Source organism: Burkholderia sp. Se-20373, assembly GCF_017104705.1.
Taxonomy (GTDB): domain Bacteria; phylum Pseudomonadota; class Gammaproteobacteria; order Burkholderiales; family Burkholderiaceae; genus Burkholderia.
The window spans coordinates 28,688-55,534 of record NZ_JAAGPH010000003.1; the positions used below are offsets into that span (position 1 = coordinate 28,688).

Below are 26,847 nucleotides of genomic sequence, written 5' to 3' on the forward strand. Positions count from 1 at the left end.
TGTTGCATTCGACCTCAGGTACCGGCCGTCAGATCGACGAATGCGCGACGCGCAGCATGTCGTGCACGCCGGACGTCATCAGCGCGAGGAACGCGAGCAGGCCCACGTAGCAGAGCGCGTACGTCGTCTTCGTCTCGATCGACGTCGCGTAGTACATGCGGTTCTCCGGCGCGTCGGGATCGTAGCGCCACGCGCGCTTCAGCTGCGGCAGCGCGAGGATCGCCATCACGATCAGCAGCGGGCTCGGGCGGTACACGAACAGCGCGATCAGCACCGGCACGCCCGCGAACCAGATGCGCGGCGACAGCACCGCGGTGATCCGCCCGCCGTCGAACGGCGACAGCGGAATCATGTTGAACAGGTTCAGGAAGAAGCCCGTGTACGACAGCGCGAGCAGCAGGTTGCTGTCGGTGTGGCGCGCGGCCGCGTAGCAGGCCAGCGCGCCGAGCGTGCCGACGAACGGCCCGGCAAGCCCGACGTACGCCTCGGTTTCCGCGTCGTGCGGCATCTCCTTCAGCTGGATCCATGCACCGACGAACGGGATGAAGGTCGGCAGCCCGACGTCGAGCCCGCGCCGCTGCGCGGCGATGTAGTGGCCGGCCTCGTGCACCAGCAGCAGCGCCACGAAACCGGCGGCGAACCGCCAGCCGTAGAACAACGCGTAGACCGCAATCGACGCCAGCATGGTGCCCGCCGAAACGAGCACCTTGCCGAGCTTGAGGCCGCCGAAGATCAGCAGCAACAGCTTCGTCATTCCTTGCGCTCCGTGCCGGACACGTCAGACACGCTGGATGCCTCGGCGACGGCCGGCACCGCGGCCGCCTTCGGCTTGCGCCCGAAGAAGCGCTTCAATGCCGCACCACCGGCCAGCAGCGCGACCGCGCCGATCTTGAAGAACTTCACCGCGAACGCGCCGATCAGCGCGAGCAGGCCGAGTTTCTTCGCGCCGACACCGACGATCAACGCCGCGAGGCCGTATTCGGCGACGTGGTCGGTCGATTTGTTGAAATCGGCATAGCGCTTGCCGTCGTTGAAGCGGATGTTCGACAGCAGCTCGTCGGCCGACGCCTTGTATTTCGGCAGGTCGGCAAGCGTCGACGCCATCGTCAGCGACAGGTAGCCGTCACGGCCGAGCACGAGCGTCCGGTAGTTCACGCCGTCGTTCTCGGCGTTCGGGGCCGCGCCCTTGTCGCGGATGATCGCGGACCACACGAGCCGGTGCGTGGCTGCGTCGTACGCGGGCGCCTTCGCCCAGCCGACCACCTCGGTCTCCGGCAGGCCGCGTTCCTTGCGCCCCGGGTTGTCTTCCTCGGTGCCGGATTGCAGGCTCTTCAACAGCTCGTCGGGCTTCCAGTCCTTCGCGTCGTCGTCGCGGATATAGCCGCTCGGCTCGAACGACACGACCGAAATCCAGTCGGCATCGGGATCGTCGGGCAGCACGAGGCCGACCAGCTTGGATTCGTCGATCGAGTTGCCCATCGAGCGCAGGTAGCGGCCGGCTTCGGCGGCCGGCACGAACGATTCGCCGGCTTTCAGCTTCAGCACGGCTTCGTGTTTCACGTCGATGTCGGTCGGGCCCTTCACGACCGCGTCGTTGGCGGCCGCGGCGGCGGCCCTCATTTCCACCTGCGCAGCTTCGGTCTGCGCGTGGCCGGTGGTCGCGGCGAATGCGAGCGTCGCCACGCAGGCGAGCCGGACGGCAAGTTTTTTCATTGTTGGATTCCCCTGGAATGCCTTGTCGCAAATATGCACGGCACCGGCCCAGGCGTTTTCAATCGCGGGTCCGGCGTCGTCTCTCAGTTGGCACGGGAGCTATGGTAACGCAGCGCAACGACACGCCCGGTGAACGGCGCGATGCTTACGTCCGAGGTAATGCCCAAGCTGCGCGGGATTGCCTATCATCTGCCACATGAACCCGACCGCCGCCCTCCATTCGCCCTCCCCGTCCGCCGGCCGCGCGCCCGGCATCGGCCCGCTGCTGCGCACGTGGCGGCAACGCCGGCGCCTGAGCCAGATGGCGCTCGCGCTCGACGCGGAAGTCTCCGCGCGCCACCTGAGCTTCGTCGAATCTGGCCGCGCGCAGCCGAGCCGCGAGATGGTGCTGCATCTCGCCGAGCGTCTCGACGTGCCGCTGCGCGACCGCAATGCGCTGCTCGTCGCGGCCGGCTTCGCGCCGCTGTTCCGCGAACGGCCGTTTTCGGATCCGCAACTGGATGCCGCGCGCCATGCGGTCGAAGCCGTGTTGCGCGGCCACGAGCCTTATCCGGCGGTCGCCGTCGATCGCCACTGGACGCTGCTCGCCGCGAACCGGATGCTCGGCGCGCTGGTCGCGCAGGCCGACCCGGCGCTGCTGCAGCCGCCCGTCAACGTGCTGCGGCTGAGCCTGCATCCGGACGGGCTCGCGTCGCAGATCGTCAACTGGCACGAATGGCGCGCGCACATCCTGCATCGGTTGCAGCGGCAGATCGATGCGAGCGGCGACCGCACGCTGCACACGCTGCGCGACGAACTCGCCGCGTATCCGGCGCCGGCCGGCCAGCCCGACGACACGCATGCGCGCACCGACTTCGCGGAGATCGCCGTGCCGCTGCGGCTGCGCACGGCAGCCGGCGAACTGACGTTCTTCAGCACGACGACGGTGTTCGGCACGCCGGTCGACGTGACGCTGTCTGAACTCGCGATCGAGGCGTTCTTCCCGGCCAACCCGGAGACGGTGGAGGCGATGCGGGCGCTGGCGGACGCGTTGCCGGGGGAATAGCGCGTGCGCAACGACACGTGACGGAAGCCGGCGCTCGAACGCCGGCTTTCGCACCGCCGGCCGCTGCCAACCGGTAGCCGGCGCATTTCCCCAGACGAATTTCCCCCGAAACATAGAGATCGACCGCTACGGCAAACCTGGGCGCCGGCGCGGCCGATCAGAATGCGTCGTCGCATCTCAGGTTGCCGATCCGGAACGCGCGAGCGTGCCGGAACACGTCAAGCCAGGCAGCCGCACCTGCGCCGTTTCCCCTCGGATTCATTTCATCGAATGTCAAATTTGTTTAGTACATCTTTTCAATTGGATCGTACTCGAACAACGGCTTCGGTCAAGAAAGCATCCATGCAATGCGATCGGGAAATCGTGAGAGGGACACGCCAGCCGCAACACAATTTCCATATCGAGCCTAGGAAGAACATGAACAAGCAACATCGAGGGTTGGGGAACCCGGCGCAGCGCGCGCCGGCAAAGTCGAAAGCGGCGCTGGCCATCGCCGTCAGTGCAGCGGTCGTCGCCTTCGCGGCTTCCGCGCCGGCGCGGGCCGACTACGTGCAGAACGGGACGTCGACCGAATCGTCGGGCGGCTGTGTCGGCAACATCGCCATCTCTGGAAGCAGCACTTATCCGGCCACGGCAACGGGCTGCGACAACGTGGCGATCGGTACGGCGGCCGCCGCGAATTCGGGCTCGTCGACCGGCGCCTACAGCGAAACCGTCGCGATCGGCCGCATGGCGGCCGCGACCGGCACGCTCGCAACGGCTGTCGGCGGCAATGCTGTCGCAACCGGCGACCAGGCGACGGCGATGGGGGCAGTCGCGAGCGCGGTCGGTACCCAGGCGACGGCAGTCGGTAACGGCGCCGTCGCGAACGGCGCCACGGCATCCGCATTCGGTCAGGGCGCGTTCGCCGTGGATCAGTCGACGGCGGTCGGCCAGGGCGCCAGCGCCAGCACGACCTTTTCGACGGCGATCGGCAAAGGCAGCAGCGCGGCCGGCGGCACGGCGCTCGGCTTCCAGGCCAACGCCGGCGCAGCCGATGCGGTCGCGCTCGGCGTCGACAGCTCGGCATCCGCGACCGGCAGCGTCGCGATCGCCCGTGCAACGGCATCCGCGGTGAATGCCGTCGCGATCGGCGAAGGGGCGAACGCGGCCAACGCGAATTCCGTGGCGCTGGGTGCGAACTCGGCCACGCGTGCGGCGACCACCGTCAGCAGCGTGACGCTGAACGGCGTCGGCTACAGCGGTTTCGCGGGTACGCCGGTCGGCGTGGTCAGCGTGGGCAGCGCGGGCGCCGAGCGCCAGATCGTCAACGTCGCGGCCGGCGCCATCAGCTCGACCAGCACGGACGCGGTCAACGGCTCGCAGCTCTTCTCGATCGCCAGCCAGGTGTCCACGCTGACGAATAATCTGGCCACGCTGACGAACACCGTCGGCAAGATTTCTTCGAGCGTCCCGAGCGGCACGGTGACGGACAGCACGGGCACCGCGATCGGCAAGAACACGTCGGTCAGTGCGACAAACGGCACGGCGCTCGGCAACGGCGCCAATGTGTCGGGCGACAACGGCACGGGGATCGGCGTGAACGCGACCGTCACCGCAGCGAACGGCACGGCAACCGGCACGAACGCGACCGTCACCGCGACGAACGGTACGGCAACCGGCACGAACTCGAAAGTCACGGGGACGAACGGCACCGCGATCGGATCCGGCTCGAATGTCTCCGGCAACAATTCGACGGCGATCGGCGCGAACAGTCAGGCACCGGCAAACAATGCAGTCGCGTTGGGTGCGAATTCGGTCGCGTCGCGCGACAACACGGTGTCGATCGGTGCACCGGGCGCCGAGCGTCAGTTGACCAACGTGGCCGACGGCACGGCACCGACGGACGGCGTGAACGTGCGCCAGCTGAACGGCGCGATCAACTCGGTCCGCGAGGAAATGTCGAAGTACCGCAAGGACGCGGATGCGGGCACCGCGAGCGCGATCGCGATGGCCAACATGCCGCAAGCCGTGCTGCCCGGCGAGAAGGTCGTCGCGCTCGGCGGCGGCACGTACGGCGGTCAAAGCGCGATGGCGGTCGGTCTTTCCTTCGCGACGACGAAATGGCTGGTCAAGGGCTCGGTGACGACCGCCGTGTCGGGCCATGGCTCGTTCGGCGCGGGTGCGGGCGTCGGCTATCGCTGGTAATCGACGTGGGCCGTGAAGCGTCGAGCGGCTTTGTCTCGACGCCGGGAAGCGTGCCGTCGGCGCGATCGCGCCGACGGCACGCGTACGAGGTGACCGCGATCAACGACGCTCGAGCGCCAGCTTCACGCCGAGCCCCAGCAGCACCACGCCGCTGACGCGATGCATGCGCGTCAGGATGCGCGGATTGCGGCGGATCGATGCTGACAGCAGGCCCGCGAACAACGCGACCGGCCCCTTGACGAGAAACGTCAGGCCGGCAAACGTCGCGCCCAGCACGAACAGCGACAGCATCGGATGCGCGGTGCCCGCCGGCACGAATTGCGGCAGGAACGCCAGATAGAAAAGCGCGACCTTGGGGTTCGACACGTTGGACAGCGCGCCTTGCGCGAACGTGCGCAGCCGCGATGCCTGCGCGCCGTCGTGGCCGCTCGCGAGCGTCAATTCGCCCGACGATCGCAGCAACGTGATGCCGAGGTACAGCAGATACAGCGCACCGATTACCTTCAGCGCCGTGAACAGCCATTCGGATGCCTGAAGAAGCGCGCCCAGACCGAGCGTCGCGAGCATCGTATGAACGAGCAGTCCGACGCTGACGCCCGCGGCCGTCACGAGGCCCGCGCGCGCGCCGCCGGACAGCGTGCGCGACATCACGAGCACCATGTCCTGGCCCGGCGTGACGATGATCAGAAGCGACGTTGCGATGAATGGCAGCCAGGATAGATGTGACATGGGAGCGCTCCTGAAGGGATGGTCGACGGACGCGAATCGCCCGACCGGTCGTCAGATTATCGGCGCCCTTCCGTGGAGATTGGATGCGTATTTGGCTACTTGAAAACGGTGATTTGGAGCTAATCTCTAGTTTTCACGCCTCTGGTAGTCAAAAATGCCAATCAAACTGGACGCGATCGACCGGCGCATTCTGCGTGCATTGCAACGGAATTCGAACCAGACGAATGCCGAACTCGCGCAACAGGCCGGGCTGTCGGCCACGCCATGCCTGCGCCGCGTTCATCTGCTCGAGGAACAAGGCGTGATCGACGCTTATGTCGCGCTCCTGAACCCGGCTGCCGTCGACCTGCGATTCACCGCGTTCGTGCGCGTCACGCTGGAGCGCCAGGACAAGAAGACGGTCGAACACTTCGCACGCGAGATGGAGCAAGCGCCCGAAGTACTCGAATGCCACCTGATGGCCGGCAGCTACGACTATCTGCTGCGCGTGATCGCCCGCGATCTCGACGACTACCAGCGCTTTCAGATGGAGACGCTCACGCAGATCGAAGGGGTCCGCAACGTCGAAACCGAGATTCCGCTGAAGCGCATCAAGCAGACGGTTCGCCTGCCGATCTAGGCGTCCAGAAACGTCACGGCCTGCCCCTCGGGCTTTCCGTTCAGCGCACCCTCACGCACCACGACGTGCCCGCGCACGACCGTATGCACGGGCCAGCCTGTGACCGCGCACCCGTCGTACGGCGTCCAGCCGCTCACGCTGGCGATCCATTCGTCGCGGATGATGCGACGCGCCTGCAAGTCGACGATGCTGAAATCGGCGTCGTAGCCGGCCGCGATCCGCCCTTTCCCCGCGATGCCGAAGATACGCGCCGGCCCGGCGCTCGTCAGGTCGACCAGCCGCGCGAGGCTCAGGCGCCCCGCCTGCACGTGATCGAGCATCAGCGGCAGCAGCGTCTGCACGCCGGTCATCCCGCTCGGCGACTGCGGATAGGGCCGGCGTTTTTCGTCGCGCGTATGCGGCGCGTGATCGCTACCGATCACGTCGACCACGCCATCGCGAACGGCCTGCCACAGCGCATCCTGATGATGCCGTTCGCGCACCGGCGGATTCATCTGCGCGAACGTGCCGAGCCGCTCGTAGCAATCGGGCGCGTGCAGGCTCAGATGATGCGGCGTGACCTCGACGGTCACGCGCTGCCGGTGCCGCGCGAGGAACGCCATTTCCCCGGCAGTGGACACGTGCAGCACATGCAGCCGCCGGCCCGCTTCGGCCGCCAGCCCGACGATGCGCCGCGTCGCCGCCAGCGCGCTTTCCTCGTCGCGCCAGCGAGGATGATCACGCACGTCGCCGCTCGCTTCCACCAGCGCCCGGCGTTCGCGCAGCCGCGCCTCGTCCTCCGCATGCACGGCCATGCGCCGCCGCCCGTTACGCACGATCCGGCGCAACACGGCTTCGTCGTCGGCCAGCAGATCGCCGAACGAACTGCCCATGAAGACCTTCACGCCCGCGCAGCCCGGCAGGTTTTCAAGCACCGGCAGCCGTTCGGCATTCGCGGCCGAGCCGCCGATGTAGAACGCGTAGTCGCACCAGGCACGGCCACGCGCCAGATCCAGCTTGGCCTGCAGATCCTGCGCGGTCAGCGTCAGCGGATGCGTGTTGGGCATCTCGAAGATCGTCGTGACGCCGCCGAGCACCGCGCCGCGCGTGCCGGCCTCGAGGGTCTCCTTGTGCGTGAGGCCCGGTTCGCGGAAATGCACCTGGCTGTCGACGACGCCCGGCAACACGTGCAGCCTGCCGGCATCCAGCAGGACGTCGGCGCTCCACGTGCCGTGCAACGCACCCAGCGCCACGACACGGCCGTCCACGCACGCGATGTCGATCCGCTCGGCCCCGTTGGGCGTGATCGCCGTGCCGCCGTGCACGAGCAGGTCGGCGTGGCGTCGCTGCAGCGCGTCGCTCACGCCCGCTTCCCGTCGGATGGTCTCGTCCATGACTCAGAACTCGTTCTGGATGTGCTTGTAGCCCAGCACCAGCGCATTGTTCGTGCGTGCGACGTCCTCGGAGAAATCGCTCGCGTCGGCCGTCACCTGCGGCAACGCGGCGAGATCGGTTTCCGGCCCGATGCGCTCGGTCGAACGCACGTAGAAACCCGGCGGCAGGTGGCAGCCGTCGACGACCGCGTTGTAGCGCACCACGCAGCCGTCGTCGATCGTGCAGTTGAACAGCACGCTGTTGAAGCCGACGAACACGCCGTTGCCGACCTTGCACGGCCCGTGGACGATCGCGCGGTGCGCGATCGACGTGTGCTGGCCGATGGTGACGCTCGCGCCCGACTTCGAATGGATCACCACGCCGTCCTGGATGTTCGAATGCGCACCGATCACGATCGGCGCGATCCGGCCGCCGGCATCGGTTTCGTCGGCGCGGATCACCGCGTACGGGCCGATGAACACGTTCTCCTCGACGATCACGAACCCGCACAGAATGGCGGTCGGATCGACGAAGGCACTCGGGTGAATCTGCGGCAGGTCGCCGCGCGGGTTCTTTCTGATCATCAGGATTCCTGTGTTGAAAGGGGACGGCCGCGCTTGATCCGCTCGAACAGGCCCGGATCGCGCCACTGTCCGGCGATGGCCGGCGCGAACACGATGTCGTCCAGGTCGATGCGGCCCATGCGCGGGTTGAACGCATCGTCGCGAAAGCACTGCGCGTAACCGGTCTCGGTCTCGTGAACGATGATCGAATGCAGCCGCACGTCGGCTTCGCCGTTCGTCATGCGGGTGCTGGACAGCGCCGCATCGACGAGGCGAAAGAGCACGCGCGAGAACTGCTCGGCGCTCGGCGAGACGGGCAGCAGCACCCAGCGCTCGGAATGCCGGCGCATGCTCTCGACATAGCACGGGTCGTCATCCGACCACAGCGTCACGGCGTGATCGAACGCGTCGATCAGGTCGCGCACGTCGCCCTTGAGCAGCCCGAAGTCATAGATCATCTGCCCGTGATCCAGCGCGTGCGCTTCCAGCAGCAGCTCGACGCGGTACGAATGGCCGTGGATCGAATGCGAGCAGCGCCGCGTGCTGCAGCCGCGCACGACGTGCGCGTTCTCGAAGCGGAACAGCTTGCGGATCAGCATGCGTCGGCGCCTTCGCGAAGCGGCGCGGCCCAGGCCACCGCATCGTGCGGATGCAGGCTTTCCAGATGGCGCACGTGCACGCGCGGGGTTGCATGGTGGCCGTCCAGCGCGGCCTGGACCCGGCGCGCGGCATCCTCGACGAACATCAGGTTGCCGCCGTTGAGCACCGCGAAGGCCTGCTCGTCCGCGCGCTTGACGGCCGTCTGCACCGGCGTGCCGAGCGCGTGCTCGATGCGATCGATCAGGTCGATCAGCCCCAGCGTCGCGCCATCGGCGGGCAGCGCCACGGTGACGACGGCTTCGCTGCGCTGGCTGTGCGGCGTGGCCGCCGTCGCGTGCCGTTTCAGCCATGCGGCGACCGCCGTCGGCTCCACGCGATCGTCGCGGCCGAATGCCGCCAGGAACGCCTGCTCGACCCAGTGCCGCGACAGCGCGGCGGAGCACGGGCACGTCGACGAATAGACGACCGTCACCTGTGCGCGCAGCGCGAACCGGGAGCCGGTCAGCGTCGCGTCGATCCGAACCGGATAGGCTTTCCATCCGGCCAGCCCGTCCGTCACCAGCGCGGCGCGGCGTGCCAGCAGGTCGAAGCGCAACCGCAGCCGCGCGCTGCGCGTGTCGCAGTCGCGATGGCTGTCGACCATCGCATGCAGCACGCGCTGAACGCCGGCCGGCGACAGCGCCGCGCCATCGTCGAGCCCGTCGAGCAGCCGATACAGCCGCGACATGTGGATGCCCTTCACGTGCGGCGCGGGAAGATCGACCTGCACGTCGGCGCGCGCATGCACGTCGCGCCGGCAGCCGGGCTCGGCCACCGCAACGGGCAGGTCGATGCCCTGCATGCCGACCCATTCGAGCGGGCGGCCGCCGTGCGCGGCATCGGTCAGGGAAATATCGGGAAGGGGTGCGTTCATGCTCGGGATCCGGTGGAGCGCCTTCTCCATCCGGATCGATGCAGGCAGCGCGGTCAGGTCAGGGCCAGTCGCGAAACGGGTTGTCCCACGTGGTCCAGTGTTCGGGGCCGGTGGCCATCTCCGCGTCGGTCAGCAAACACGCGTCGAAGCGCGCGCGCAGCACGGGCTCGTCCATGTCCATGCCGATCAGCACGAGCTCCTGCCGCGCATCGCCGACGTGCTCGTCCCAGCGCGCGCGGATCTGCGCGACGGCTTCCGGGTCCTGCGGCCAGCGCTCGGGCGGCATGGCCGCCCACCAGTAGCCGGCCGGCCCGTGCCGCGCGACCGTACCGGCCTGCGACCACGAGCCGGCGATGGTCGGATGGGTGGCGAGCCAGAAGAACCCCTTCGAACGCACGACGCCCGGCCATTCGCTTTCGACGAGATCGAAGAAGCGCCGCGGATGGAACGGCCGGCGCGCGCGATAGACGAAGCTGCGAATGCCGTACTCGTCGGTCTCGGGCGTGTGCGTGCCGCGCATCTCCTGCAGCCAGCCCGGTGCGCGCGATGCGGCTTCGAAGTCGAACAGGCCGGTGTCGAGCACGCGCTCGAGCGGCACCTTGCCGAATTCGGCGATCTCGATCCGTGCGCGCGGGTTCAACCCGCGCAGCAGCGCGACCAGCCGCTCGCGCGCGCTTGCGTCGATCAGGTCGATCTTGTTGATCACGATCACGTCGCAGAACTCGATCTGGTCGATCAGCAGATCGACCACCGTGCGCGCATCTTCGTCGCCCATCGATTCGCCGCGCGACTGCAGGCTGTCGCGTGATGCGTAGTCGCGCAGGAAATTGAACGCGTCGACCACCGTCACCATCGTGTCGAGCCGGGCGACTTCGCCGAGGCTGCGGCCGTCCTCGCCTTCGAACGTGAACGTCTCGGCCACCGGCAGCGGCTCCGAGATGCCGGTCGATTCGATCACGAGCTGGTCGAACCGCCCTTCGCGCGCGAGCCGGTCGACCTCGATCAGCAGATCCTCGCGCAGCGTGCAGCAGATGCAGCCGTTGCTCATCTCGACCAGCTTCTCGTCGGTGCGCGACAGCCCCGCGCCGCCGTCGCGCACGAGCGCGGCGTCGATGTTGACCTCGGACATGTCGTTGACGATGACCGCGACGCGCCGGCCCTCGCGATTGTTGAGGATGTGGTTGAGCAGCGTCGTCTTGCCGGCGCCGAGGAAGCCGGACAGGACGGTCACGGGAAGCCGCGTGGACGGTTGGAGTGCAGCACTCATCGGGCGATTCCGGTCGAGGACGTTGAGGAGAGAATGATATATTGTATCGCAACGATATAACATATCATTCCGGACGTCCAGCAGGCCCGTCGAGTTTTGTCCAGAGCGGGTCATGCCCGCTCCGGTGTCAATTCGTCATGTATAGAGCGACGCCTGCGGCAACTCGCCCGTCAACGCGAACCGGCCCACATCCCGCAGCCGGTAGTCGAGCGGATCGTGCAGCGTATGCGTGCGCGCGTTCCGCCAGAAGCGGTCGAGGCCGAGCGACGCGGCCGTCGCGCGTGCGCCGCAGGCGTCGAACAGCGCCTCGCCGTTCTCGAGCGCCGCGCGCTGCGCGACGATCTTCGCCTCCGATACCGCGAGCGCCACCTCGGCGCGCTCGTCCGCCGTCAGCGCATCCTGCCGCGCCCACGCGTCCTGCAACGCGGCGGCCGCGCGATCGGCCAGCGCCGCCGCGGCGATCGCCCGCACGCGCATGTCGCCGAAGCGCTGCAGCGTGTACGGATCGTCGCTCGCCTGCGCGACCTCCGACTGGATCCACGGGCGGCCATGCTTCAGCACGTAGTCGCGCGCTTCCGCCAGCGCGCCTTCCGCGAGCCCGACGAACAGGTTGGTCAGCACGAGCTGGGACACGAGCGTGCGCAGCGTCGCGCGCGGGGTCGGCGGCGCCTCGGAGCGGTGCAGTACCTCGTCCGCCGCGAGCGTCACGCCGTCGAAGCGCACGCTGCCGCTGTCGGTCTGGCGCTGGCCGATCGGATCCCAGTCTTCGTTGACCGTGATCCCCGCGCGATCGGTCGGCACCACGCCGAACACGGTGCGGCCGGTGTCCGGATCGTGCGCGGACACCGTCATCCGCTGCGAGCCGCGCGTGCCCGAACAGAAGCCCTTCACGCCCTCGAGCCGGTAGCCGCCGTCACGCGTGGCCGTGGCCACGAGCCGCGTGTCGAGCGGATTGACCGCGTTGCCCCACCACCATTGCTGCTCGACCGTGCCGCGCAGGTAGCGTTCGCGCTGCGCGGCGTTGCCCCACACGTCGACGCTCACCACCTGCAGGCACTGGAACCCGACGAGATGCGCGAGCGCGCTGTCGACGCGCGCGATCTGCCGGATCGCATCGTAGATCTCGGGCCATGCGGTTTCCTGCCCGCCGAACGCACGCGGCACCGCGAGCGTCAGCAGGCCCGCATCGGCGAGCCACTGCTTCTCCTGCGCCGCATGACCGCCCGCGCGGTCGCGCGCGGCGGCCGTGGTGCGCAACGCGTCGATCGCGCGCGCCAGCGCGACGGGGTCGAAAGCAGGCGTATCGGTATCGGGCGCGAAGGTCGCCGGGCCACGCGGATCGTTCATGCGACGGCTTCCTGCGCAACCGCTTCGCCCGACAGCGGCACCAGCGCATCGAGCGTGCGGCCGGTCAGCCGCGACAGGATCTCGCGCCGCCAGTCGTCGTAGATCGCGCGGTATTCGGCGATATCCGCGCCGAACACGTGCGCGGTATGCGCGTACTCGTCGTGCAGGTAACCGTCGAGCCGCGCCTGCGTTTCCTCGTCGGCCGCGATCACGCGATCGATCAGCGCGTCGCGTTCCACCGCCGGCAGCGCCTTCAATGTGTCGAACCACCACTGGACGATCTGCACGCGATGCCATTCCTCGTCCGGCCGGATCCGGTTCTCGCCGTGTTCGCGCATCGCGGAATCGCCGATGCGGCCGGTCTTGCGCTGGATCCACAGCTTCGCGAGGATGTGCAGCTCGTAATGCCATTCGAACGCGAGAAAGCCGGCGATGTCGCGCACCGCGATGTCGCCGATGCGCGCCCAGTGCGCGGCGACGAGCCGGTCGACTTCCGGCAGCGGATCGCGCCCCGTCAGTTCGGTCACGCGCTCGCGGCCGATCACCGCGTGCGCGCCGTCGTCGCCGAGCTGGCGCGACAGGATCAGCTGGAAATGCGGATCGTCGCGGAACAGCGTGTCGATCGCCTTCGCGACGACCTGCACGATGAACAGGTCGTGCGACGCCATCTTCGTGTAGTAGTCGGCGACGGCGGCCAGTTCGTCGTCGTTGCGCGGCTCGCGCGGCGGCGTGGCGAGCTTCGCCGGGAAGTCAGGACGATGGCGTCGCGCCACGTCGAGAAACAGCGCTTCCTCGAATTGTCCGTTCCATTCGCGCGGCGCGCCGATGGGCAAGGTCATAGGTTCTTTCTCTCAGGATCATGAATGAAGCGAGCGGACGCTTGTGGCGTCGCTCAGGTACGCCGGGTCACACGTCGGACCAGGCGGTCGCCCGTGATTTGCACGGCCGAGACGAGCGCGATCAGGATCACGATCACGGTCGCCATGACGGTGGTGTCGAAACGCTGGTAGCCATAGCGGATCGCGAGATCGCCGAGGCCGCCCGCGCCGACGGCGCCCGCCATCGCCGTCGAGCCGATCAGCGCGACGACGGTAATGGTGAAGCCGCCGAGCATGCCGGGCAGCGCTTCGGGCAGCAGCACGTGCCAGACGATGTGGCGGCGCTTCGCGCCCATCGCGAGCGCGGCCTCGATCAGCCCTCGGTCGACTTCGCGCAGGCTCACCTCGGCGATCCGCGCGAAGAACGGGATCGCGGCGATCGACAGCGGCACGACGGCCGCCCAGACGCCGATCGTCGTGCCGATCAGCACGCGCGTGAACGGCAGCAGCGCGACGAGCAGGATGATGAACGGCGTCGAGCGGAACACGTTGACGAGCGCGCCGAGCACCGCGTTCACGCCGCGCCGCTCGTAGATGCCGCCGGGCGCGGTCGTCACGAGGATCACCGCGAGCGGGATGCCGATCAGCGCGGCAATCACGGCCGACGCGGCGACCATCGACAGCGTGTCGCGGATCGCGTCGAGCAGTTCGGGCCACCAGAGGTCAAACATAGCCGAGCACCTCCGCGTGATTCGCGTGGCGACGCGCGCGTTCGAGCAGCGCCGCCACCGCGCCGCCGCGGGCCGGCGGCTGGCCGGCATCTTCCGCGCGCAGGGCTGCCGCGATCACGAGCCGCCCCTGGGCGTGCCCCTGGATGCGCTCGATCCCGCCGTGCAGGAACCGCACCGAGCCGCCGAGCGCCACTGCAAGCGCGCCGACATCCGGCTCGCCGCCGCTCTCGCCCGTATAGCGGACGTCGAGCACCACCTGCGCGCCTTCAGGCAACGCGGCTTGTTCCGGCAACGGCTGCACGCGCGCGGCCAGTTCGGCCGGCAGGTCGTGCACGAGCGTGCTGAGCAGCGCGCGCGTCGCGCCGTGGCGCGGATCGCCGAACACGCGCCACACGGGGCCCGTTTCGACGACTTCGCCCTGTTCGATCACCGCGACCCTGTCGCACACCGCGCGGATCACTTCCATCTCGTGCGTGATCAGCACGATCGTCAGCCCGAGGCGGTGGTTGATGTCGGCGAGCAGCGCGAGGATCGACTGCGTCGTTTCGGGATCGAGCGCCGACGTCGCCTCGTCGCACAGCAGCACCTCCGGATCGTGCACGAGCGCGCGGGCAATGCCGACGCGCTGCTTCTGCCCGCCCGACAGGCTGGCCGGATACGCGTCGCGCTTCGCGGCGAGCCCGACGAGTTCGAGCAGCGCCTCGACCTTGCGCACACGCTCGGCCTTCGGCACGCCGGCGATCTTCAGCGGCAGCGCGACGTTCTCGAACACCGTCTTCGCGGACAGCAGGTTGAAATGCTGGAACACCATGCCGGTGCGGCGCCGCAGCGCGACGAGTCCATCCTCGTCGAGCGCGCCGACGTCGACGCCCTGCACGCGCACGCGGCCCGAGCTCGGCCGTTCGAGGCCGTTCACGAGCCGCAGCAGCGTCGACTTGCCGGCGCCGCTGCGGCCGATGATCCCGAAGACCTCGCCGCGCCGCACGTCGAGCGTCACGTCGCGCAGCGCGGCGGCCTGGCCGCGCGGCGTCGCGAATACCTTGCCGACCTGCTCCAGCGATACGGCGGCGCCGCCGGCGCCGGCCGGTTCGGCCGACGCGGCCGCTTCGTCATGCGTCGTGGCAGCGGCGCCGGTGCGCGCGGCCGACGTGTTGTCGATGAAACCCAGCGTATCGAACAATTGCGTCATCGCTTCGCTCCGTCACGTTCAGACATGCGCGGGATGCGCGGATTCGGCGTGCACGGCGGCGCCCGGCCGGTGCTGCGCGCCGGTATGCCATGCGGGCAGGCGCGGGCCCGCGCCGAACAGCTTCGCGCGCAGCGTCGGCGCGGGATCGTAGTCTTCCTTGTAGACGCCGCGGTTCTGCAGCTCGGGCACGACCCAGTCGACGAAATCCTCGAACGACTCGGGCATCACGGTGCGCGTCAGGTTGAAGCCGTCGATGCCGGTCTCGTCGATCCACGACTGCAGTTCGTCCGCGACCTGCGACGGCGAGCCGACGATCGGCGCATAGCGGCCGCCGAGCGACATCTGTTCGAGCATGCGGCGCACGGTCCACGTGCCGGTCGTGCTCTTGCGCGAGATCGCGTCGACGGCCGACTGGATCGAATCGGTTTTCACATACGAGATCGGTTCGTCGAGGCCGTACTTCGCGAAGTCGATGCCGGTCGAGCTCGCGAAATGCGCGAGGCCGGCTTCGGCGCTCGCGTAGCGGCGGTATTCGTCGAATTTCTCGCGTGCCAGAAGTTCGGTTTCCGCCGTCACGACGCTCACGCCGGCAAAGATCTTGATCGACGCCGGGTCGCGGCCCTGCCGTGCAGCGGCCGCGCGAATGTCGAGTGTCGCCGCGCGCGCGGCGGCCTTGCTCTGCCCGTTCACGAACACGCATTCCGCGTGACGGCCGGCGAACTCGACACCGCGTGCGGACGAACCGGCCTGGTACAGCACCGGCGTGCGCTGCAGCGACGGCTCGCTCAGATGAATCGCGTCGATCGAATAGAACGGCCCGTCGTGCTTCACGCGCCGCACCTTGCCCGGCTGCGCGAACACGCGCGCCTGCGCGTCGCGGATCACCGCGTCGTCGTCCCAGCTCTGTTCCCACAGCTTGTAGACGACGTCCATGTAGTCGTCCGCGCGCTCGTAGCGGTCGTCGTGGCCGATCTGCTGCGCGAGGCCCATGCCGCGCGCGGCGCTGTCGAGATAGCCGGTGACGATGTTCCAGCCCACGCGCCCTTTCGTCAGGTGATCGAGCGTCGACATGCGGCGCGCGAACAGGTACGGCGGCTCGTAGGTGAGGTTCGCGGTCACGCCGAAGCCGAGGTGCCGCGTGACCTGCGCCATCGCGGGCACCAGCAGCAGCGGATCGTTGACGGGCACCTGCACCGATTCGCGCAGCGCGGCGTCGGGGCCGCCGCCGAACACGTCGTACACGCCGACGATGTCCGCGAGGAAGATCCCGTCGAACTTGCCGCGTTCGAGCGTCTTCGCGAGGTCGGCCCAGTAGTCGAGATCGATGTAGTGCGCGGAGCGGTCGCGCGGATGCGTCCACAGCCCGTGGTTGATGTGTCCGACGCAGTTCATGTTGAACGCGTTGAGCAGGATTTTCTTGCGGTTCGCCGTCGTCATGCCGCCTCCGTCACCACGCGATCGCGTACAGCGAGCCGAACGCGTTGTCGAGCGCCTTGCGCACCGCCGGCGAGTGCTGGTAGATCGAGATGAACTTGCGGATGCGCGGATCGTTCACGCTGTCCGGCCGCACGACCCACTGGATCGCGAAGATCTTGTTCTCGGTGCCGTCGAACAGCAGCGCGCTGTTCGGGTCGGTCGTGCCGGCGAGCTTGATGAAGCTCGGGTAGCCCTGCGCGAGATCGACGTCGTCGAGGGAGCGCGCGAGCTGCGACGCTTCGAGCGGGATGATCTTCAGGTGCTTCGGGTTCGCGACGATGTCATGCGTCGTCGCGCGGTAGTCCGCGCCCGGCTTCAGCGTGATGAGCCCCGCGCGCTGCAGCAGCAACAGCCCGCGCCCGCCATTCACCGGATCGTTCGCGATCGCGACCTTCGCGCCGTCCTTCAGCTCGCTGAAGCTTTTCACCTTCTTCGAATAGAGGCCGATCTTCATGATCGTGCCGGGCGCGATCGACACGAAGTTGTAGCCGCCCTGCTTGTTCGCGTTCTCGAGGAACGGGATGTGCTGGAAGTAGTTGACCTCGATGTCCTTGTTCGCGAGCGCCGCGTTCGGCGTATTCCAGTCGGTGAATTCGACGATCTTCACGTCGAGCCCCTGCGCCTTCGCTTCCTTCGCGGCAACTTTCAGCGCTTCGATCTGCGGGCTGGTCGAGATGCCGACCTTCAGTGGTGCGGTGTCGGCGTGCGCGCCATTGAGCAGCGCGACGCCAAACAGGGCGGCAGCCAGCAGGCGCGCGACGCGGCCGGCGGAAAAGCGGGCGGAAAAAACGGCATGCAGCATGAAACCACTCTCCTGTCCAAAGACGGTATCGATGGATGAGCGACGCCGCGGCGAACGCACGGGCGTTCTCCGGACAGAGGTCAAACGCATCGGAAAAGATCAGCCGATGATAGAGAGCGGCGCGGGGGCGGTCTACGAAGCGATTGTGCGAAGAAAATCGCGCGCGGCGATATGGCGGGCGGCCATGCGGGATCGGGGGCCTGACCGGGCGCCCGGCCGGCCGCCAGGCCGAAATCTCGGCCTGGGCGCCGGGCGAATTCCGAAATCTCGGCCAGCCGGTCGGGGCCCCCTTTCCGCAGACGAAACAAACCCCTTATAAATCAAGGCATTAAAAATATTCCGGCGAGCGGGATTCCTGGCACGGGGGTTGCGTAATAGACGGCACACGATGCCGCGAAGCCATGCAGGCATACCAACATCAGGAGACACGTCTTGCAGACCTCTATCCATACCCCGTCCCATCCGGAGCCGGTTTCCGACGCCGTCGCCACCCCGCGCGCGCGCTTCTGGCCGGAAGGCTGGTGGAAACTGATGGAAATCCGCATCGGCATCATTCCGCTGCCCGTCTACTTCATCCTGCTCGCGCTGATCGTCGGCTTCTCGGTGACCGGCAAGGTGCCCGGCGAGATCTCGATGGCGATCGCGGTGCTCGCGTTCTTCGGCTTCACCTGCGCGGAACTGGGCAAGCGCCTGCCGCTCTTGCGCAACATCGGCGCGGCCGCGATCTTCGCGACCTTCGTGCCGTCGGCGCTCACGTACTACCACGTGCTGCCGAAGCCGGTGCTGAACCTCACCGTCGAATTCACGAAGTCGACCAACTTCCTGTACCTGTTCATCGCGTCGATCATCGTCGGCAGCATCCTGAGCATGGATCGCCGCGTGCTGATCCAGGGCTTCGTGAAGATCTTCATCCCGCTCGCGGCCGGCTCGGTCGCGGCCGCGATCGTCGGCACGGCGGTCGGCACCGCGCTCGGCCTCGGCGCGCGCCACACGCTGCTGTACATCGTCGTGCCGATCATGGCGGGCGGCGTCGGCGAAGGTGCAATTCCGCTGTCGATCGGCTATTCGGAACTGATGCACCTGCCGCAAGGCGAGATGTTCGCGATGGTGCTGCCGCCCGTGATGCTCGGCAGCCTGACCGCGATCATCCTGTCCGGCGCGCTCGACATGCTCGGCAAGCGCTTCCCGCACCTGACCGGCAACGGCCGCCTGCAGGTCGGCGAATCGGGCGACATGACGCCCGAGAACGAGGAAATCCGCGGCCACGTCGACGTCTCGCACATCGCGGGCGCCGGCATCACGGCCATCACGCTGTACCTGGTGGGCCTGATGGCGCACAAGCTGTTCGGCCTGCCCGCGCCGGTCGCGATGCTGTTCCTCGCGGTGCTCGTGAAGCTCGCGCGTGCGGTGTCGCCGCCGCTGCAGGAAGGCGCGTTCGTCGTCTACAAGTTCTTCTCGACCGCCGTCACGTACCCGCTGCTGTTCGCGATCGGCGTCGCGATGACGCCGTGGGACAAGCTGACCGCCGCGTTCACGATCGTCAACGTCGTCACGATCGTGTCGACCGTCGCGACGCTGATGGGCACCGGTTTCGTGGTCGGCCGCCTGATGAAGATGTACCCTATCGACACCGCAATCGTGAACGCCTGCCACAGCGGGCAAGGCGGCACCGGCGACGTCGCGATCCTGACCGCCGCGAACCGGATGCAGCTGATGCCGTTCGCGCAGATCGCGACGCGGATCGGCGGCGCGATCGTCGTCACGGTCACGCTGATCCTGGTCGCCCACTTCGGATGACGCGCCGCCGCGCGCACCGTCGCGCAGGCCGCTTTGCACGCGCCGCCGCCGGCCCAGCCGGCGCGCGGCGCGCGTCGTTCAGGGCGTCAATTCGGGCGTCACGCCGGGCGGGCGGTTGCGGGCTTCGATGAGGGCGAACGTGCAGAAGAGCTTCAAGGGAATCCCGTGGTGGGGCTGGGCATCGGCCGGTGTGCTGTATGTGTGCGTCGCGGCCGCGGCCGTCGATTTCGCGTGGGAACGCGCGATCGACGCGCTCGAGGAAACCGGTGCGCACCGGCTCGACCTGTATGCGTCGAGCCTGAAAAGCGAGCTGGGCCGCTTCGAGATCCTGCCCGGCCTGGTCGCGCGGCAGGACGGCGTGCGCACGATGCTGAAAGCCGCGCCGCATGAGGCTCCCGAACTCGTACACACGGTCAACACCTACCTCGAAGCGGTGAACCGCGACGCGGGCAGCGGCGCAGTCGACGTGATCGACCTGCAGGGCGACGTGATCGCCGCCAGCAACTGGAACGAGACGCTCAGCTTCGTCGGCACCAACGTGTCGTACCGGCCGTATTTCAAGGACGCGCTCGCGCGCGGCAGCGGCCGCTTCTTCGGCATCGGCACCAACACCGGCGTGCCGGGCGTCTACTTCGCCAGTGCGGTGCGCGACGACGGCGTGCCGATCGGCGTGGCCGCCGTGAAGATCAGCGTCGATCCGCTCGAATCGGCGTGGCGCGCGCCGGGCGTCGCCGCGATGGTCGTCGACCGCAACGGCGTGGTCGTGATCTCGACCGAACCCGCGTGGAAATTCACTGCACTGCGCCCGATCACCGCGCAGCAGCAGCACGACATCCAGGCGTCGCGGCAATACGCGGGCCGCACGGTCGATGCGCTGCCGTACCGCCATATCGGCGACCGCAGCGCGGCCGCGTGGTTCGGGACCTTCCCCGATACGCGCCACAGCGGCCGCACCACGCGCTATCTCGTGATGTCGCGCCCCGCGCCGCAGGCCGGCGATTCGCTGATGGTGCTGCTCGACATCGCGGGCGCGCGGCGCCAGCAGCAGACGGCCTTCGTGTTCGTCACCGGTGCGTTCCTGATCGCCGCGCTGCTCGCCGGCTATGCGATCCAGCGCCGTCGGGCCATCGTCGCGCGGCTGAACGCGCAGGACGCGCTGCGGCGCGCGAACGACCAGCTCGAGCTGACCGTCGCGCAGCGCACGGCCGCGCTGACGGCCGCGAACGAACGGATGCAGCGCGAGATCGTCGAGCGCGAGCGCACCGAGCAGCGGCTGCGCGCATCGCAGCAGGAAGTCGTGCATGCGGGCAAGCTCGCGGTGCTCGGGCAGATGGCCGCCGGCCTCACGCATGAGCTGAACCAGCCGCTCGTCGCGATCCGCACGCTGTGCGACAACGCGCGCACGTTCTTCGAGCGCGGCCAGCCCGCGCCGGCGCTCGCCAATCTCGAGCGGATCGGCAAGCTCGTCGACAGCATGGCGGTGCTCACCGGCGAGCTGAAGACCTTCGCGCGCAAGCCCGACGTCGAGCGCGTCGCGGTGTCGCTGAACGAGGCCGTCGCGCATGCGCGGCTGATCTACGACGCGCGCATTCGCGACGAAGGCGTGCAGCTCGACGTGCACATCGCGCCGGGCACCGCCGTATCGGCCGAATCGAGCCAGTTGCAGCAGGTGATCGTGAACCTGCTCGGCAACGCGCTCGACGCGGTGCACGACGCGCCCGTGCGCCGCATCGTCATCGAGGCCGCCGGGCCGGACGAAGCCGGCCGCGTGCGCTTCACCGTCGCCGACAGCGGCGCGGGCATCGCGCCCGAGGTGCTGCCGCACCTGTTCGAGCCGTTCGTCACGACCAAGCCGCGCGGCCAGGGCCTCGGGCTCGGCCTCGCAATCACGTCGCGCATCGTCGAGGCGTTCGGCGCGAGGATCGCCGCGACGAACCGCGACGACGGCGGCGCGCAGTTCAGTATCGAATTCGCGGCGGCCACGCTGCAAAGGACAGAGCATGGAAGATGAGATTCGGGTGCTGGTCGTCGAGGACGATGAAAACGTCCGGATCGGCGTCGAGCAGGCGGTGGCGCTTGCCGGCTTCGCAGTGGACGCATTCGCGTCGGCCGCCGACGCGCTGCATCACGTCGCGCCCGGCGCGCCGGTCGTGATCGTGTCCGACGTGAGGATGCCGGGCATCGACGGGCTGCAGCTGCTCGATCGCGTGATGGCCATCGACGCGCAGATCCCGGTCGTGCTGATCAGCGGCCATGCCGACATCTCGACGGCCGTCGGCGCGATGCAGGTCGGCGCGTACGACTTCATCGAGAAGCCGTTTTCGTCGGACGTGATCGCGGGGCGCGTCGCGCGCGCGGTCGAGAAGCGCCGCCTGACGCTCGAGGTACAGGGGCTGCGCGCGGCGCTGAACAACTGGCAGGGCATCGAGGCGTTCGTGCTCGGCAAGTCGCCCGCGATGGCCGACGTGCGCAAGAAGATCCTGCGCCTCGCCGATACGTCGGTGTCGGTGCTGATCACCGGCGAAACCGGCACCGGCAAGGAACTGATCGCGCGCAGCCTGCACGATTTCGGCGGCCGGCGCGACGCGCATTTCGTCGCGCTGAACTGCGGCGGCCTGCCGGAACAGGTGTTCGAGAGCGAACTGTTCGGCCACGAAGCCGGCGCATTCACCGGCGCGATCAAGAAACGCATCGGCAAGATCGAATGGGCGGACGGCGGCACGCTGTTCCTCGACGAGATCGAGACGATGCCGATTCCGCTGCAGGTCAAGATGCTGCGCGTGCTGCAGGAGCGCGTGGTCGAGCGGCTCGGCGCGAACGAGCTGATTCCGGTCGACTGCCGCGTGGTCGCCGCGTCGAAGGCCGATCTTGCCGAGCTCGCGGCCGACGGCCGCTTTCGCGCGGACTTGCTGTATCGCCTCAACGTCGCGCAGATCGAACTGCCGCCGCTGCGCGAGCGGCGCGAGGACGTCCCGCTGCTGTTCGAGCATTTCGTGCTCGCGGCCGCGCGGCGCTTCGGGCAGCCGGCGCCGGTCGTCACGGCTGCGCAGGTATCCGAACTGATGACGCATGCGTGGCCGGGCAACGTGCGCGAGCTGCAGAACGTGGCCGACCGCTTCGTGCTCGGGCTGACCGGCGACAGCCTGCTGTCGTCCGGCGGCACGCCGGCCGCGGGCGGCACGCTCGCGGAGCAGCTCGCGTATTTCGAGCGGATGCTGATCGAGGACATGCTGCAGCGTCACAACGGCAACGTCGCGGAGGCAAGCGAAGCGCTCGGGATGCCGAAGAAAACGCTCTATCACAAGCTGCGCAACCTGCGGATTCCCGCGCGCGGCGACGCGGCGGCCGATGGCGGCGAATGACGCGAACGAGGACACGCACTCCAGCATGAATCGCATCGACATCACCGAACACGGCCGCGTCACCGGCCACCTGATCCGCGGCATCACGCACGCGCAGAAAACCTTCCGCCCGAGCGACTGGCCCGAGCGCCTCGCGGGCGTCATTACGCTGTTCGTCGGCGAACGGCGGCCCGGCTATCCGTGCGCGCTGTCGCGGCTCGCGATGCCCGTCGTCGACGGCAACGTCAAATGCCTGTTCGTGTCGGACGAATTGCGCACCGTGTGTGCGGACGCATTCGATTTCGCGATGCAGTTCGCGACCGACAACGACCTCCCCGTCGTGCTTCAGACCGCGCCCGCGTTGACGGTGCGGTGACGCGCGGGCCGCTGTCGCGGCGGCTCGCGGCCTCCCTTTTTCCATGGTTTCGTTGCGTGGTTGCGCAGGCCGCCGCATGCCCTTTTCCGTCCATGCCGGCTTAACGACCCATCGTCAGACGATTGAAAGCATCGACACCCATCCCCTTCCGACAAGGGTTTCCGGCCGAGCCATCAATAAAATTGATCGTCACGATGAAAATTATGCGTTTTCCTTGCAGGTCGCCGTGATGCATAGTTGCGTCGTGTTGACGCACCTTTGAGTCTTTCAGTCATGAACATGCGAATCGAGCCGTCCGTGCTCGCGAACCCCGACCTGCAATTTGCGACGCTTTCGTCAGGCATCAGCCTGCCGTATGTCGAGCGGGGCAGCGGTGCGCCGATGGTGTTCGTGCACGGCTCGCTGTGCGACTACCGCTACTGGGATCCGCAGCTCGCGTCGCTGTCGGCCCACTACCGCTGCATCGCGCCGAGCCTCAGCCATTACTGGCCGGCGGTCGAAGCGGGCATCCAGGACGAGTTCAGCTGGCAGAACCACGTCGACGAGCTCGCCGAATTCATCGACGCGCTCGATCTCGGCCCCGTGCACCTGGTCGGCCATTCGCGCGGCGGCAGCGTCGCGTTCAACGTCGCGCGCCAGCATCCGCATCTCGTCGACTCGCTGACCCTCGCCGATCCGGGCGGCCCGCTGCAACAGCCGGGCGTGCGTGAAGCCGCGCTGCCGGCCGCCGCGATCGCGCTGCGCACGCAGGCCGTGAACCTGATCGGGCAAGGAGAAGTGGAAGCCGGCCTCGAGATGTTCGTCGATTCCGTGAGCCTGCCCGGCGCGTGGAAGAAGAGCACGTCGCGCTTTCGCACGATGGCGATCGACAACGCAAGCACGCTGCCCAAGCAACTGCGCGACCCGCTGCCCGCCTATTCGCAGCACACGGCCGGCGACATCGCATGCCGCACACTGCTGATCGACGGCCAGCGCAGCCCGAAGATGTTCCGCAACAACGTCGACACGCTGTCGCAGTGGATCGGGCATGCGCAACGGCAGACGGTTGCCGGCGCATCGCACGGGATGAATGCGGCAAGCCCCGCCGTGTTCAACCGTTACGTGCACGACTTCGTCGCCGCGTAAGGGCGCCCGGGCGGTTTCCGCGTCGCCCGTTCTCCTCGCTGTTCAACGACGATGCGGATACACGCCGCATCGCCGCTTCCTCAACCGCCGTGCGTCGCCGGCGCGTCCGTCCCGTCAATCTGCCCGCGCAATTCCTTCAGCAGGGCTTACCACACGGCCGGCTCCGGCTCCGCCTTGCGCGTGACCGCATCGGGCAGCCCGAATACGCTGTCGAACGCCCAGTTGTACGTGAACGTGAAGATCGGGAAGAACACGATCAGCACCGCGTCGTACAGGAACGCCTGCAGCAACGACACGTCGAGCCACCACGCGATCAGCGGGATCAGGAACGTCACGAGTGCAACCTGGAATCCGATCGCGTGCACGACGCGCCGCCCGACCGTGCGCGTGGTTTCCGCACGCCGCCGCTCCCACGCCTCGAACCCGAGGTTGTACAGAAAATTGACGACGACGCCCGTCGTCGAGATCATCACGCCGAGCAAGCCGCTCGTCGCCGCGCTCGCGCCGCTCAGCATGCCGAGCACCGACGATGCGATCAGGATGCCGAGCACCTCGAACATCACGACGTAGACTATGCGTCTCTTCCATCCTTGCATCACCGCCCCCTTCGTTTCGAACCAGGTGGCGAGACTACAGCGGGCACTTCGTCCGCCAAAGTCAGGTCCTTTCAATTTTTCTGACAGGAGGCGCGCATGCTGACCAGCGACCACATCGACATGCTGCTGACCGTCATCGACAAAGGCTCGTTCTCGGCCGCCGCGCGGGCGCTCGGCCGCACGCCGTCCGCGATCAGCATGGCGATCGCGAACCTCGAGGCCGAACTCGACCTCGTGCTGTTCGACCGCGGCACGCGCGAACCGACGCCGACCGCCGCGATGGCGGCGCTGCTGCCCGACGCGCGCTCGATCGCCGAGCGGCTGCACGCGCTGCGCGCGCATGCGCAGCACCTGTCGGAAGGCGTCGAGGATACGTTGCGGCTCGGCCTCGCCGCCGAACTCGACGGCGCGCCCGTCGCCCGCGCGCTGACGGCCGTCGCCGCGAAATACCCGGCGCTCGCGATCAGCATCGTCACGGCGCCGCAGGACGTGATCATCGATGCGCTGCATCGCGGCGCCGTCGATCTCTGTGTCGCGTATGGCGGGCTCGACCTGCATCCGCAGGAGCAGATCCACGCGCTGTGGACCGAGACGCTCGTCGCGGTCGCCGCGCCGAGCCATCCGGCGATCGCCGAATGCGCGCAACCCGAAGCGATCGAGCGGTTGTCGGGCTTCAGGCAGATCGTGATCGCCGATCCCGAGCGGCCGCTCACCGACGTGCGGCCGGTGATCGGCAACCGCACGTGGAAGGTGACCGACATGGCCACCGCGATCGCGCTCGTGAAGGCCGGGCATGGCTGGGCGAATTTGCCCGAATCCATGATCGGCCGATACGTCGCCGACGGCGAACTCGCGCCGCTCGTGTTCGCGAACATCCGCAACGGGCTGCCGCTACCGGTGTACCTGCGCCGACCGAAGCATACGGGGCTCGGCAAGGCGGCGAGCGAACTGGTTCGCGCGCTGCGGGTGGCGGGCGACGAAAAATGACCGGCGTGGCGGCGAGCGTCGCCACGCCGTCGGTCAACGCCGGACGGATTGACCGTTAGTTGCGATCAGTGCGCTGCCGCCGCCGCACTCTGGATCGAATCGACGAGCGACGCGTTGTCGTAGCGTCGTCCGGCAATGCCCCATCCACCGTCGACCGCATGAACCACATTCACCCACACCTGCGCGGCCGTCAGCCGCCCACCTGCCCAGCGCAGCACGATCTCGGTCGCCCGTTCGACGAATTTCCGCTGCCGCTCGGGCGCCGCGAGCGCCACGGCGGGCAACTTCAGCTCGACGAACGCGGCAGGCTCCGCGCGCCCATGCACGAAGGTCCGGTGTCGCGGCAGCACGTTGAGCGTGCCCACCACGTTCGGCGCCAGGAACGCATTCCCGGTCAGTCCCTCAACGTCCAGCAGCGCATCGGTCAACTCGGCAAACACCGCCCCCTCGTCGTCCGGCGTGAAAACCCCTTCGGATACTGTCAGCGTAATCGGCATCGCACTTTCTCCAGGTCAGGTCATCGGTCAGGTGACGTGATATAAATACCAGTCACTCTCTATACATTAGACACTGATCGCTCTCTATGCAAGATAAAGAGTGATCGCTCTGAAGCGAGCCTGTCATGCGTTATTCCGTCGAGCACAAGCACGAAACCCGTACGCGCATCCTCGAAGCCGCGAGCCGGCTGTTCCGCGAGGAGGGGTATGGCGGCTCCGGCATCGGTCCGCTGACGAAGGCGGCGGGCGTCACCAACGGCGCGTTCTACGGCCATTTCAAAACGAAGGGTGAAGCGTTCCGGCAGGTCGTCCTCGATGGCCTCGCCCAGCTCCGGCAAGGCGTCGCGACGTTCAAGGCCGAGCATGGCGCGCGCTGGCGCCGCCCGTTCGTCTCGTTCTACCTGGGGCCGCGGCGCACCTGCGAACTCGGCGAAAGCTGTGCGCTGCCGAGCTTGTCCCCGGAAGTAATGCGTGCCGATGACGAGACGCGCGACGCGTACGAGCAGGCACTGCGGCAGATCGTCGACGAAGTGTCCGCCGGAATGGACAGCCCACCCGATGACGATCGGGCAATCGCGTTCCTCGCGCTGCTGTCAGGCGGCGTCACGCTTGCGCGCGCGGTGCGTGATCCCGAGCTCGCGCAACGCATTGCCGATGCGGTCGGCCGCTACGCGGTCGTGATCGCCGAGCGCACGGACGTGAAGCCGGAGCAACCGGCCTGACTGCCCTGACCGCCCGCCCATAAAAAAACCCGATCCGCGTCGCCACGGATCGGG

26 protein-coding genes are annotated in these 26,847 nt (G+C 68.0%); 10 read left to right on the forward strand and 16 right to left on the reverse strand.

Annotation, left to right across the window (positions count from 1 at the left end; all coding sequences use genetic code 11):
* Window positions 1-28: 28 nt before the first annotated feature.
* Together G3N96_RS01515 and G3N96_RS01520 are read right to left on the reverse strand one after the other, a co-directional pair.
* Window positions 29-754: a site-2 protease family protein gene (locus tag G3N96_RS01515; RefSeq protein ID WP_124584762.1), complete on the reverse strand. Its 726-nt coding sequence runs from the start codon at window positions 752-754 to the stop codon at window positions 29-31.
* Window positions 751-1,713 carry a DUF2167 domain-containing protein gene (locus tag G3N96_RS01520; protein WP_089496144.1) on the reverse strand — a complete coding sequence of 321 codons (963 nt, stop codon included), beginning with the start codon at window positions 1,711-1,713 and terminating at the stop codon, window positions 751-753. The genes G3N96_RS01515 and G3N96_RS01520 overlap by 4 nt, the downstream gene beginning before the upstream one ends.
* A gap of 196 nt (window positions 1,714-1,909) precedes the next feature.
* Between G3N96_RS01520 and G3N96_RS01525 the strand changes: the two genes are divergently transcribed.
* Window positions 1,910-2,758: a helix-turn-helix transcriptional regulator gene (locus tag G3N96_RS01525; protein ID WP_206135989.1), complete on the forward strand. Its 849-nt coding sequence runs from the start codon at window positions 1,910-1,912 to the stop codon at window positions 2,756-2,758.
* Between the two features lie 417 nt (window positions 2,759-3,175).
* The gene (locus G3N96_RS01530; protein ID WP_206135990.1) at window positions 3,176-4,945 is read left to right on the forward strand and encodes a YadA family autotransporter adhesin; all 1,770 of its coding nucleotides are present in this window, start codon (window positions 3,176-3,178) and stop codon (window positions 4,943-4,945) included.
* A gap of 99 nt (window positions 4,946-5,044) precedes the next feature.
* On the opposite strand, the gene G3N96_RS01535 is transcribed toward G3N96_RS01530, so the two are convergent.
* The gene (locus G3N96_RS01535; RefSeq protein WP_206135991.1) at window positions 5,045-5,674 is read right to left on the reverse strand and encodes a LysE family translocator; all 630 of its coding nucleotides are present in this window, start codon (window positions 5,672-5,674) and stop codon (window positions 5,045-5,047) included.
* A gap of 154 nt (window positions 5,675-5,828) precedes the next feature.
* Here G3N96_RS01535 and G3N96_RS01540 point away from each other — a divergent pair, with 154 nt between their 5' ends.
* The gene (locus tag G3N96_RS01540) at window positions 5,829-6,293 is read left to right on the forward strand and encodes an Lrp/AsnC family transcriptional regulator (RefSeq protein WP_046546153.1); all 465 of its coding nucleotides are present in this window, start codon (window positions 5,829-5,831) and stop codon (window positions 6,291-6,293) included.
* Here G3N96_RS01540 and G3N96_RS01545 read toward each other — a convergent pair.
* From G3N96_RS01545 to G3N96_RS01595, 11 genes are all read right to left on the reverse strand, one after another.
* Complete coding sequence (locus tag G3N96_RS01545; protein ID WP_206135992.1) at window positions 6,290-7,666, reverse strand: dihydroorotase; 1,377 nt, start codon at window positions 7,664-7,666, stop codon at window positions 6,290-6,292. The genes G3N96_RS01540 and G3N96_RS01545 overlap by 4 nt on opposite strands.
* Before the next feature lie 3 nt (window positions 7,667-7,669).
* Window positions 7,670-8,230 carry a carbonate dehydratase gene (locus tag G3N96_RS01550; protein ID WP_206135993.1) on the reverse strand — a complete coding sequence of 187 codons (561 nt, stop codon included), beginning with the start codon at window positions 8,228-8,230 and terminating at the stop codon, window positions 7,670-7,672.
* Window positions 8,230-8,808 (reverse strand): 6-carboxytetrahydropterin synthase, encoded by a 579-nt coding sequence (locus G3N96_RS01555; protein ID WP_206135994.1) that lies wholly within the window; start codon window positions 8,806-8,808, stop codon window positions 8,230-8,232. The genes G3N96_RS01550 and G3N96_RS01555 overlap by 1 nt, the downstream gene beginning before the upstream one ends.
* A complete protein-coding gene (gene folE2, locus G3N96_RS01560) occupies window positions 8,802-9,722 on the reverse strand; it encodes a GTP cyclohydrolase FolE2 (RefSeq protein ID WP_206135995.1) in 921 nt (306 codons plus the stop codon). The genes G3N96_RS01555 and folE2 overlap by 7 nt, the downstream gene beginning before the upstream one ends.
* Window positions 9,723-9,780: 58 nt before the next feature.
* The gene (gene zigA, locus G3N96_RS01565) at window positions 9,781-10,989 is read right to left on the reverse strand and encodes a zinc metallochaperone GTPase ZigA (protein ID WP_206135996.1); all 1,209 of its coding nucleotides are present in this window, start codon (window positions 10,987-10,989) and stop codon (window positions 9,781-9,783) included.
* Window positions 10,990-11,124: 135 nt separating this feature from the next.
* The gene (locus G3N96_RS01570) at window positions 11,125-12,336 is read right to left on the reverse strand and encodes an acyl-CoA dehydrogenase family protein (protein ID WP_206135997.1); all 1,212 of its coding nucleotides are present in this window, start codon (window positions 12,334-12,336) and stop codon (window positions 11,125-11,127) included.
* The gene (locus tag G3N96_RS01575) at window positions 12,333-13,175 is read right to left on the reverse strand and encodes a hypothetical protein (protein ID WP_206135998.1); all 843 of its coding nucleotides are present in this window, start codon (window positions 13,173-13,175) and stop codon (window positions 12,333-12,335) included. The genes G3N96_RS01570 and G3N96_RS01575 overlap by 4 nt, the downstream gene beginning before the upstream one ends.
* 53 nt (window positions 13,176-13,228) lie before the next feature.
* Window positions 13,229-13,885, reverse strand: coding sequence for a methionine ABC transporter permease (locus tag G3N96_RS01580; protein WP_046546161.1), 657 nt, complete (start codon window positions 13,883-13,885; stop codon window positions 13,229-13,231).
* Window positions 13,878-15,074: an ATP-binding cassette domain-containing protein gene (locus tag G3N96_RS01585; protein ID WP_206135999.1), complete on the reverse strand. Its 1,197-nt coding sequence runs from the start codon at window positions 15,072-15,074 to the stop codon at window positions 13,878-13,880. Before G3N96_RS01585 ends, G3N96_RS01580 begins: the two co-directional genes overlap by 8 nt.
* 18 nt (window positions 15,075-15,092) lie before the next feature.
* Window positions 15,093-16,511: an LLM class flavin-dependent oxidoreductase gene (locus G3N96_RS01590; RefSeq protein ID WP_206136000.1), complete on the reverse strand. Its 1,419-nt coding sequence runs from the start codon at window positions 16,509-16,511 to the stop codon at window positions 15,093-15,095.
* Window positions 16,512-16,521: 10 nt separating this feature from the next.
* Window positions 16,522-17,352, reverse strand: coding sequence for a MetQ/NlpA family ABC transporter substrate-binding protein (locus G3N96_RS01595; protein WP_206136001.1), 831 nt, complete (start codon window positions 17,350-17,352; stop codon window positions 16,522-16,524).
* Between the two features lie 432 nt (window positions 17,353-17,784).
* Here G3N96_RS01595 and G3N96_RS01600 point away from each other — a divergent pair, with 432 nt between their 5' ends.
* The 5 genes from G3N96_RS01600 to G3N96_RS01620 all read left to right on the forward strand — a co-directional run bounded on the left by G3N96_RS01600 (window position 17,785) and on the right by G3N96_RS01620 (window position 23,991).
* Entirely contained in the window at window positions 17,785-19,149 is a 1,365-nt protein-coding gene (locus G3N96_RS01600) for a 2-hydroxycarboxylate transporter family protein (protein ID WP_089428995.1), read from the forward strand.
* 127 nt (window positions 19,150-19,276) lie between these two features.
* A complete protein-coding gene (locus G3N96_RS01605; RefSeq protein WP_124584788.1) occupies window positions 19,277-21,160 on the forward strand; it encodes an ATP-binding protein in 1,884 nt (627 codons plus the stop codon).
* A complete protein-coding gene (locus tag G3N96_RS01610) occupies window positions 21,150-22,511 on the forward strand; it encodes a sigma-54 dependent transcriptional regulator (protein WP_089428993.1) in 1,362 nt (453 codons plus the stop codon). Before G3N96_RS01605 ends, G3N96_RS01610 begins: the two co-directional genes overlap by 11 nt.
* Before the next feature lie 25 nt (window positions 22,512-22,536).
* Complete coding sequence (locus G3N96_RS01615) at window positions 22,537-22,866, forward strand: DUF3579 domain-containing protein (protein WP_206136002.1); 330 nt, start codon at window positions 22,537-22,539, stop codon at window positions 22,864-22,866.
* A 273-nt stretch (window positions 22,867-23,139) separates the two neighbouring features.
* Entirely contained in the window at window positions 23,140-23,991 is an 852-nt protein-coding gene (locus tag G3N96_RS01620) for an alpha/beta hydrolase (RefSeq protein WP_206136003.1), read from the forward strand.
* Between the two features lie 146 nt (window positions 23,992-24,137).
* Here G3N96_RS01620 and G3N96_RS01625 read toward each other — a convergent pair whose 3' ends face one another.
* Entirely contained in the window at window positions 24,138-24,587 is a 450-nt protein-coding gene (locus tag G3N96_RS01625; RefSeq protein ID WP_206136004.1) for a PACE efflux transporter, read from the reverse strand.
* Window positions 24,588-24,683: 96 nt separating this feature from the next.
* Between G3N96_RS01625 and G3N96_RS01630 the strand changes: the two genes are divergently transcribed.
* Complete coding sequence (locus G3N96_RS01630) at window positions 24,684-25,574, forward strand: LysR family transcriptional regulator (RefSeq protein ID WP_089441547.1); 891 nt, start codon at window positions 24,684-24,686, stop codon at window positions 25,572-25,574.
* 65 nt (window positions 25,575-25,639) lie between these two features.
* Here G3N96_RS01630 and G3N96_RS01635 read toward each other — a convergent pair whose 3' ends face one another.
* Complete coding sequence (locus G3N96_RS01635) at window positions 25,640-26,071, reverse strand: Tautomerase enzyme (RefSeq protein WP_206136005.1); 432 nt, start codon at window positions 26,069-26,071, stop codon at window positions 25,640-25,642.
* A 125-nt stretch (window positions 26,072-26,196) separates the two neighbouring features.
* Here G3N96_RS01635 and G3N96_RS01640 point away from each other — a divergent pair, with 125 nt between their 5' ends.
* On the forward strand, window positions 26,197-26,793 hold the full coding sequence (locus tag G3N96_RS01640) for a TetR/AcrR family transcriptional regulator (protein WP_124584797.1): 597 nt from the start codon (window positions 26,197-26,199) through the stop codon (window positions 26,791-26,793).
* The last annotated feature ends 54 nt before the right edge of the window (window positions 26,794-26,847 follow it).

Coding starts and splice junctions, on each gene's coding strand:
- G3N96_RS01515 (WP_124584762.1), bottom strand. CDS start 754: ATGACGAAGCTGTTGCTGCTGATCTTCGGCGGCCTCAAGCTCGGCAAG.
- G3N96_RS01520 (WP_089496144.1), bottom strand. CDS start 1,713: ATGAAAAAACTTGCCGTCCGGCTCGCCTGCGTGGCGACGCTCGCATTC.
- G3N96_RS01525 (WP_206135989.1), top strand. CDS start 1,910: ATGAACCCGACCGCCGCCCTCCATTCGCCCTCCCCGTCCGCCGGCCGC.
- G3N96_RS01530 (WP_206135990.1), top strand. CDS start 3,176: ATGAACAAGCAACATCGAGGGTTGGGGAACCCGGCGCAGCGCGCGCCG.
- G3N96_RS01535 (WP_206135991.1), bottom strand. CDS start 5,674: ATGTCACATCTATCCTGGCTGCCATTCATCGCAACGTCGCTTCTGATC.
- G3N96_RS01540 (WP_046546153.1), top strand. CDS start 5,829: ATGCCAATCAAACTGGACGCGATCGACCGGCGCATTCTGCGTGCATTG.
- G3N96_RS01545 (WP_206135992.1), bottom strand. CDS start 7,666: ATGGACGAGACCATCCGACGGGAAGCGGGCGTGAGCGACGCGCTGCAG.
- G3N96_RS01550 (WP_206135993.1), bottom strand. CDS start 8,230: ATGATCAGAAAGAACCCGCGCGGCGACCTGCCGCAGATTCACCCGAGT.
- G3N96_RS01555 (WP_206135994.1), bottom strand. CDS start 8,808: ATGCTGATCCGCAAGCTGTTCCGCTTCGAGAACGCGCACGTCGTGCGC.
- folE2 (WP_206135995.1), bottom strand. CDS start 9,722: ATGAACGCACCCCTTCCCGATATTTCCCTGACCGATGCCGCGCACGGC.
- zigA (WP_206135996.1), bottom strand. CDS start 10,989: ATGAGTGCTGCACTCCAACCGTCCACGCGGCTTCCCGTGACCGTCCTG.
- G3N96_RS01570 (WP_206135997.1), bottom strand. CDS start 12,336: ATGAACGATCCGCGTGGCCCGGCGACCTTCGCGCCCGATACCGATACG.
- G3N96_RS01575 (WP_206135998.1), bottom strand. CDS start 13,175: ATGACCTTGCCCATCGGCGCGCCGCGCGAATGGAACGGACAATTCGAG.
- G3N96_RS01580 (WP_046546161.1), bottom strand. CDS start 13,885: ATGTTTGACCTCTGGTGGCCCGAACTGCTCGACGCGATCCGCGACACG.
- G3N96_RS01585 (WP_206135999.1), bottom strand. CDS start 15,074: ATGACGCAATTGTTCGATACGCTGGGTTTCATCGACAACACGTCGGCC.
- G3N96_RS01590 (WP_206136000.1), bottom strand. CDS start 16,511: ATGACGACGGCGAACCGCAAGAAAATCCTGCTCAACGCGTTCAACATG.
- G3N96_RS01595 (WP_206136001.1), bottom strand. CDS start 17,352: ATGCTGCATGCCGTTTTTTCCGCCCGCTTTTCCGCCGGCCGCGTCGCG.
- G3N96_RS01605 (WP_124584788.1), top strand. CDS start 19,277: ATGAGGGCGAACGTGCAGAAGAGCTTCAAGGGAATCCCGTGGTGGGGC.
- G3N96_RS01610 (WP_089428993.1), top strand. CDS start 21,150: ATGGAAGATGAGATTCGGGTGCTGGTCGTCGAGGACGATGAAAACGTC.
- G3N96_RS01615 (WP_206136002.1), top strand. CDS start 22,537: ATGAATCGCATCGACATCACCGAACACGGCCGCGTCACCGGCCACCTG.
- G3N96_RS01620 (WP_206136003.1), top strand. CDS start 23,140: ATGAACATGCGAATCGAGCCGTCCGTGCTCGCGAACCCCGACCTGCAA.
- G3N96_RS01625 (WP_206136004.1), bottom strand. CDS start 24,587: ATGCAAGGATGGAAGAGACGCATAGTCTACGTCGTGATGTTCGAGGTG.
- G3N96_RS01630 (WP_089441547.1), top strand. CDS start 24,684: ATGCTGACCAGCGACCACATCGACATGCTGCTGACCGTCATCGACAAA.
- G3N96_RS01635 (WP_206136005.1), bottom strand. CDS start 26,071: ATGCCGATTACGCTGACAGTATCCGAAGGGGTTTTCACGCCGGACGAC.
- G3N96_RS01640 (WP_124584797.1), top strand. CDS start 26,197: ATGCGTTATTCCGTCGAGCACAAGCACGAAACCCGTACGCGCATCCTC.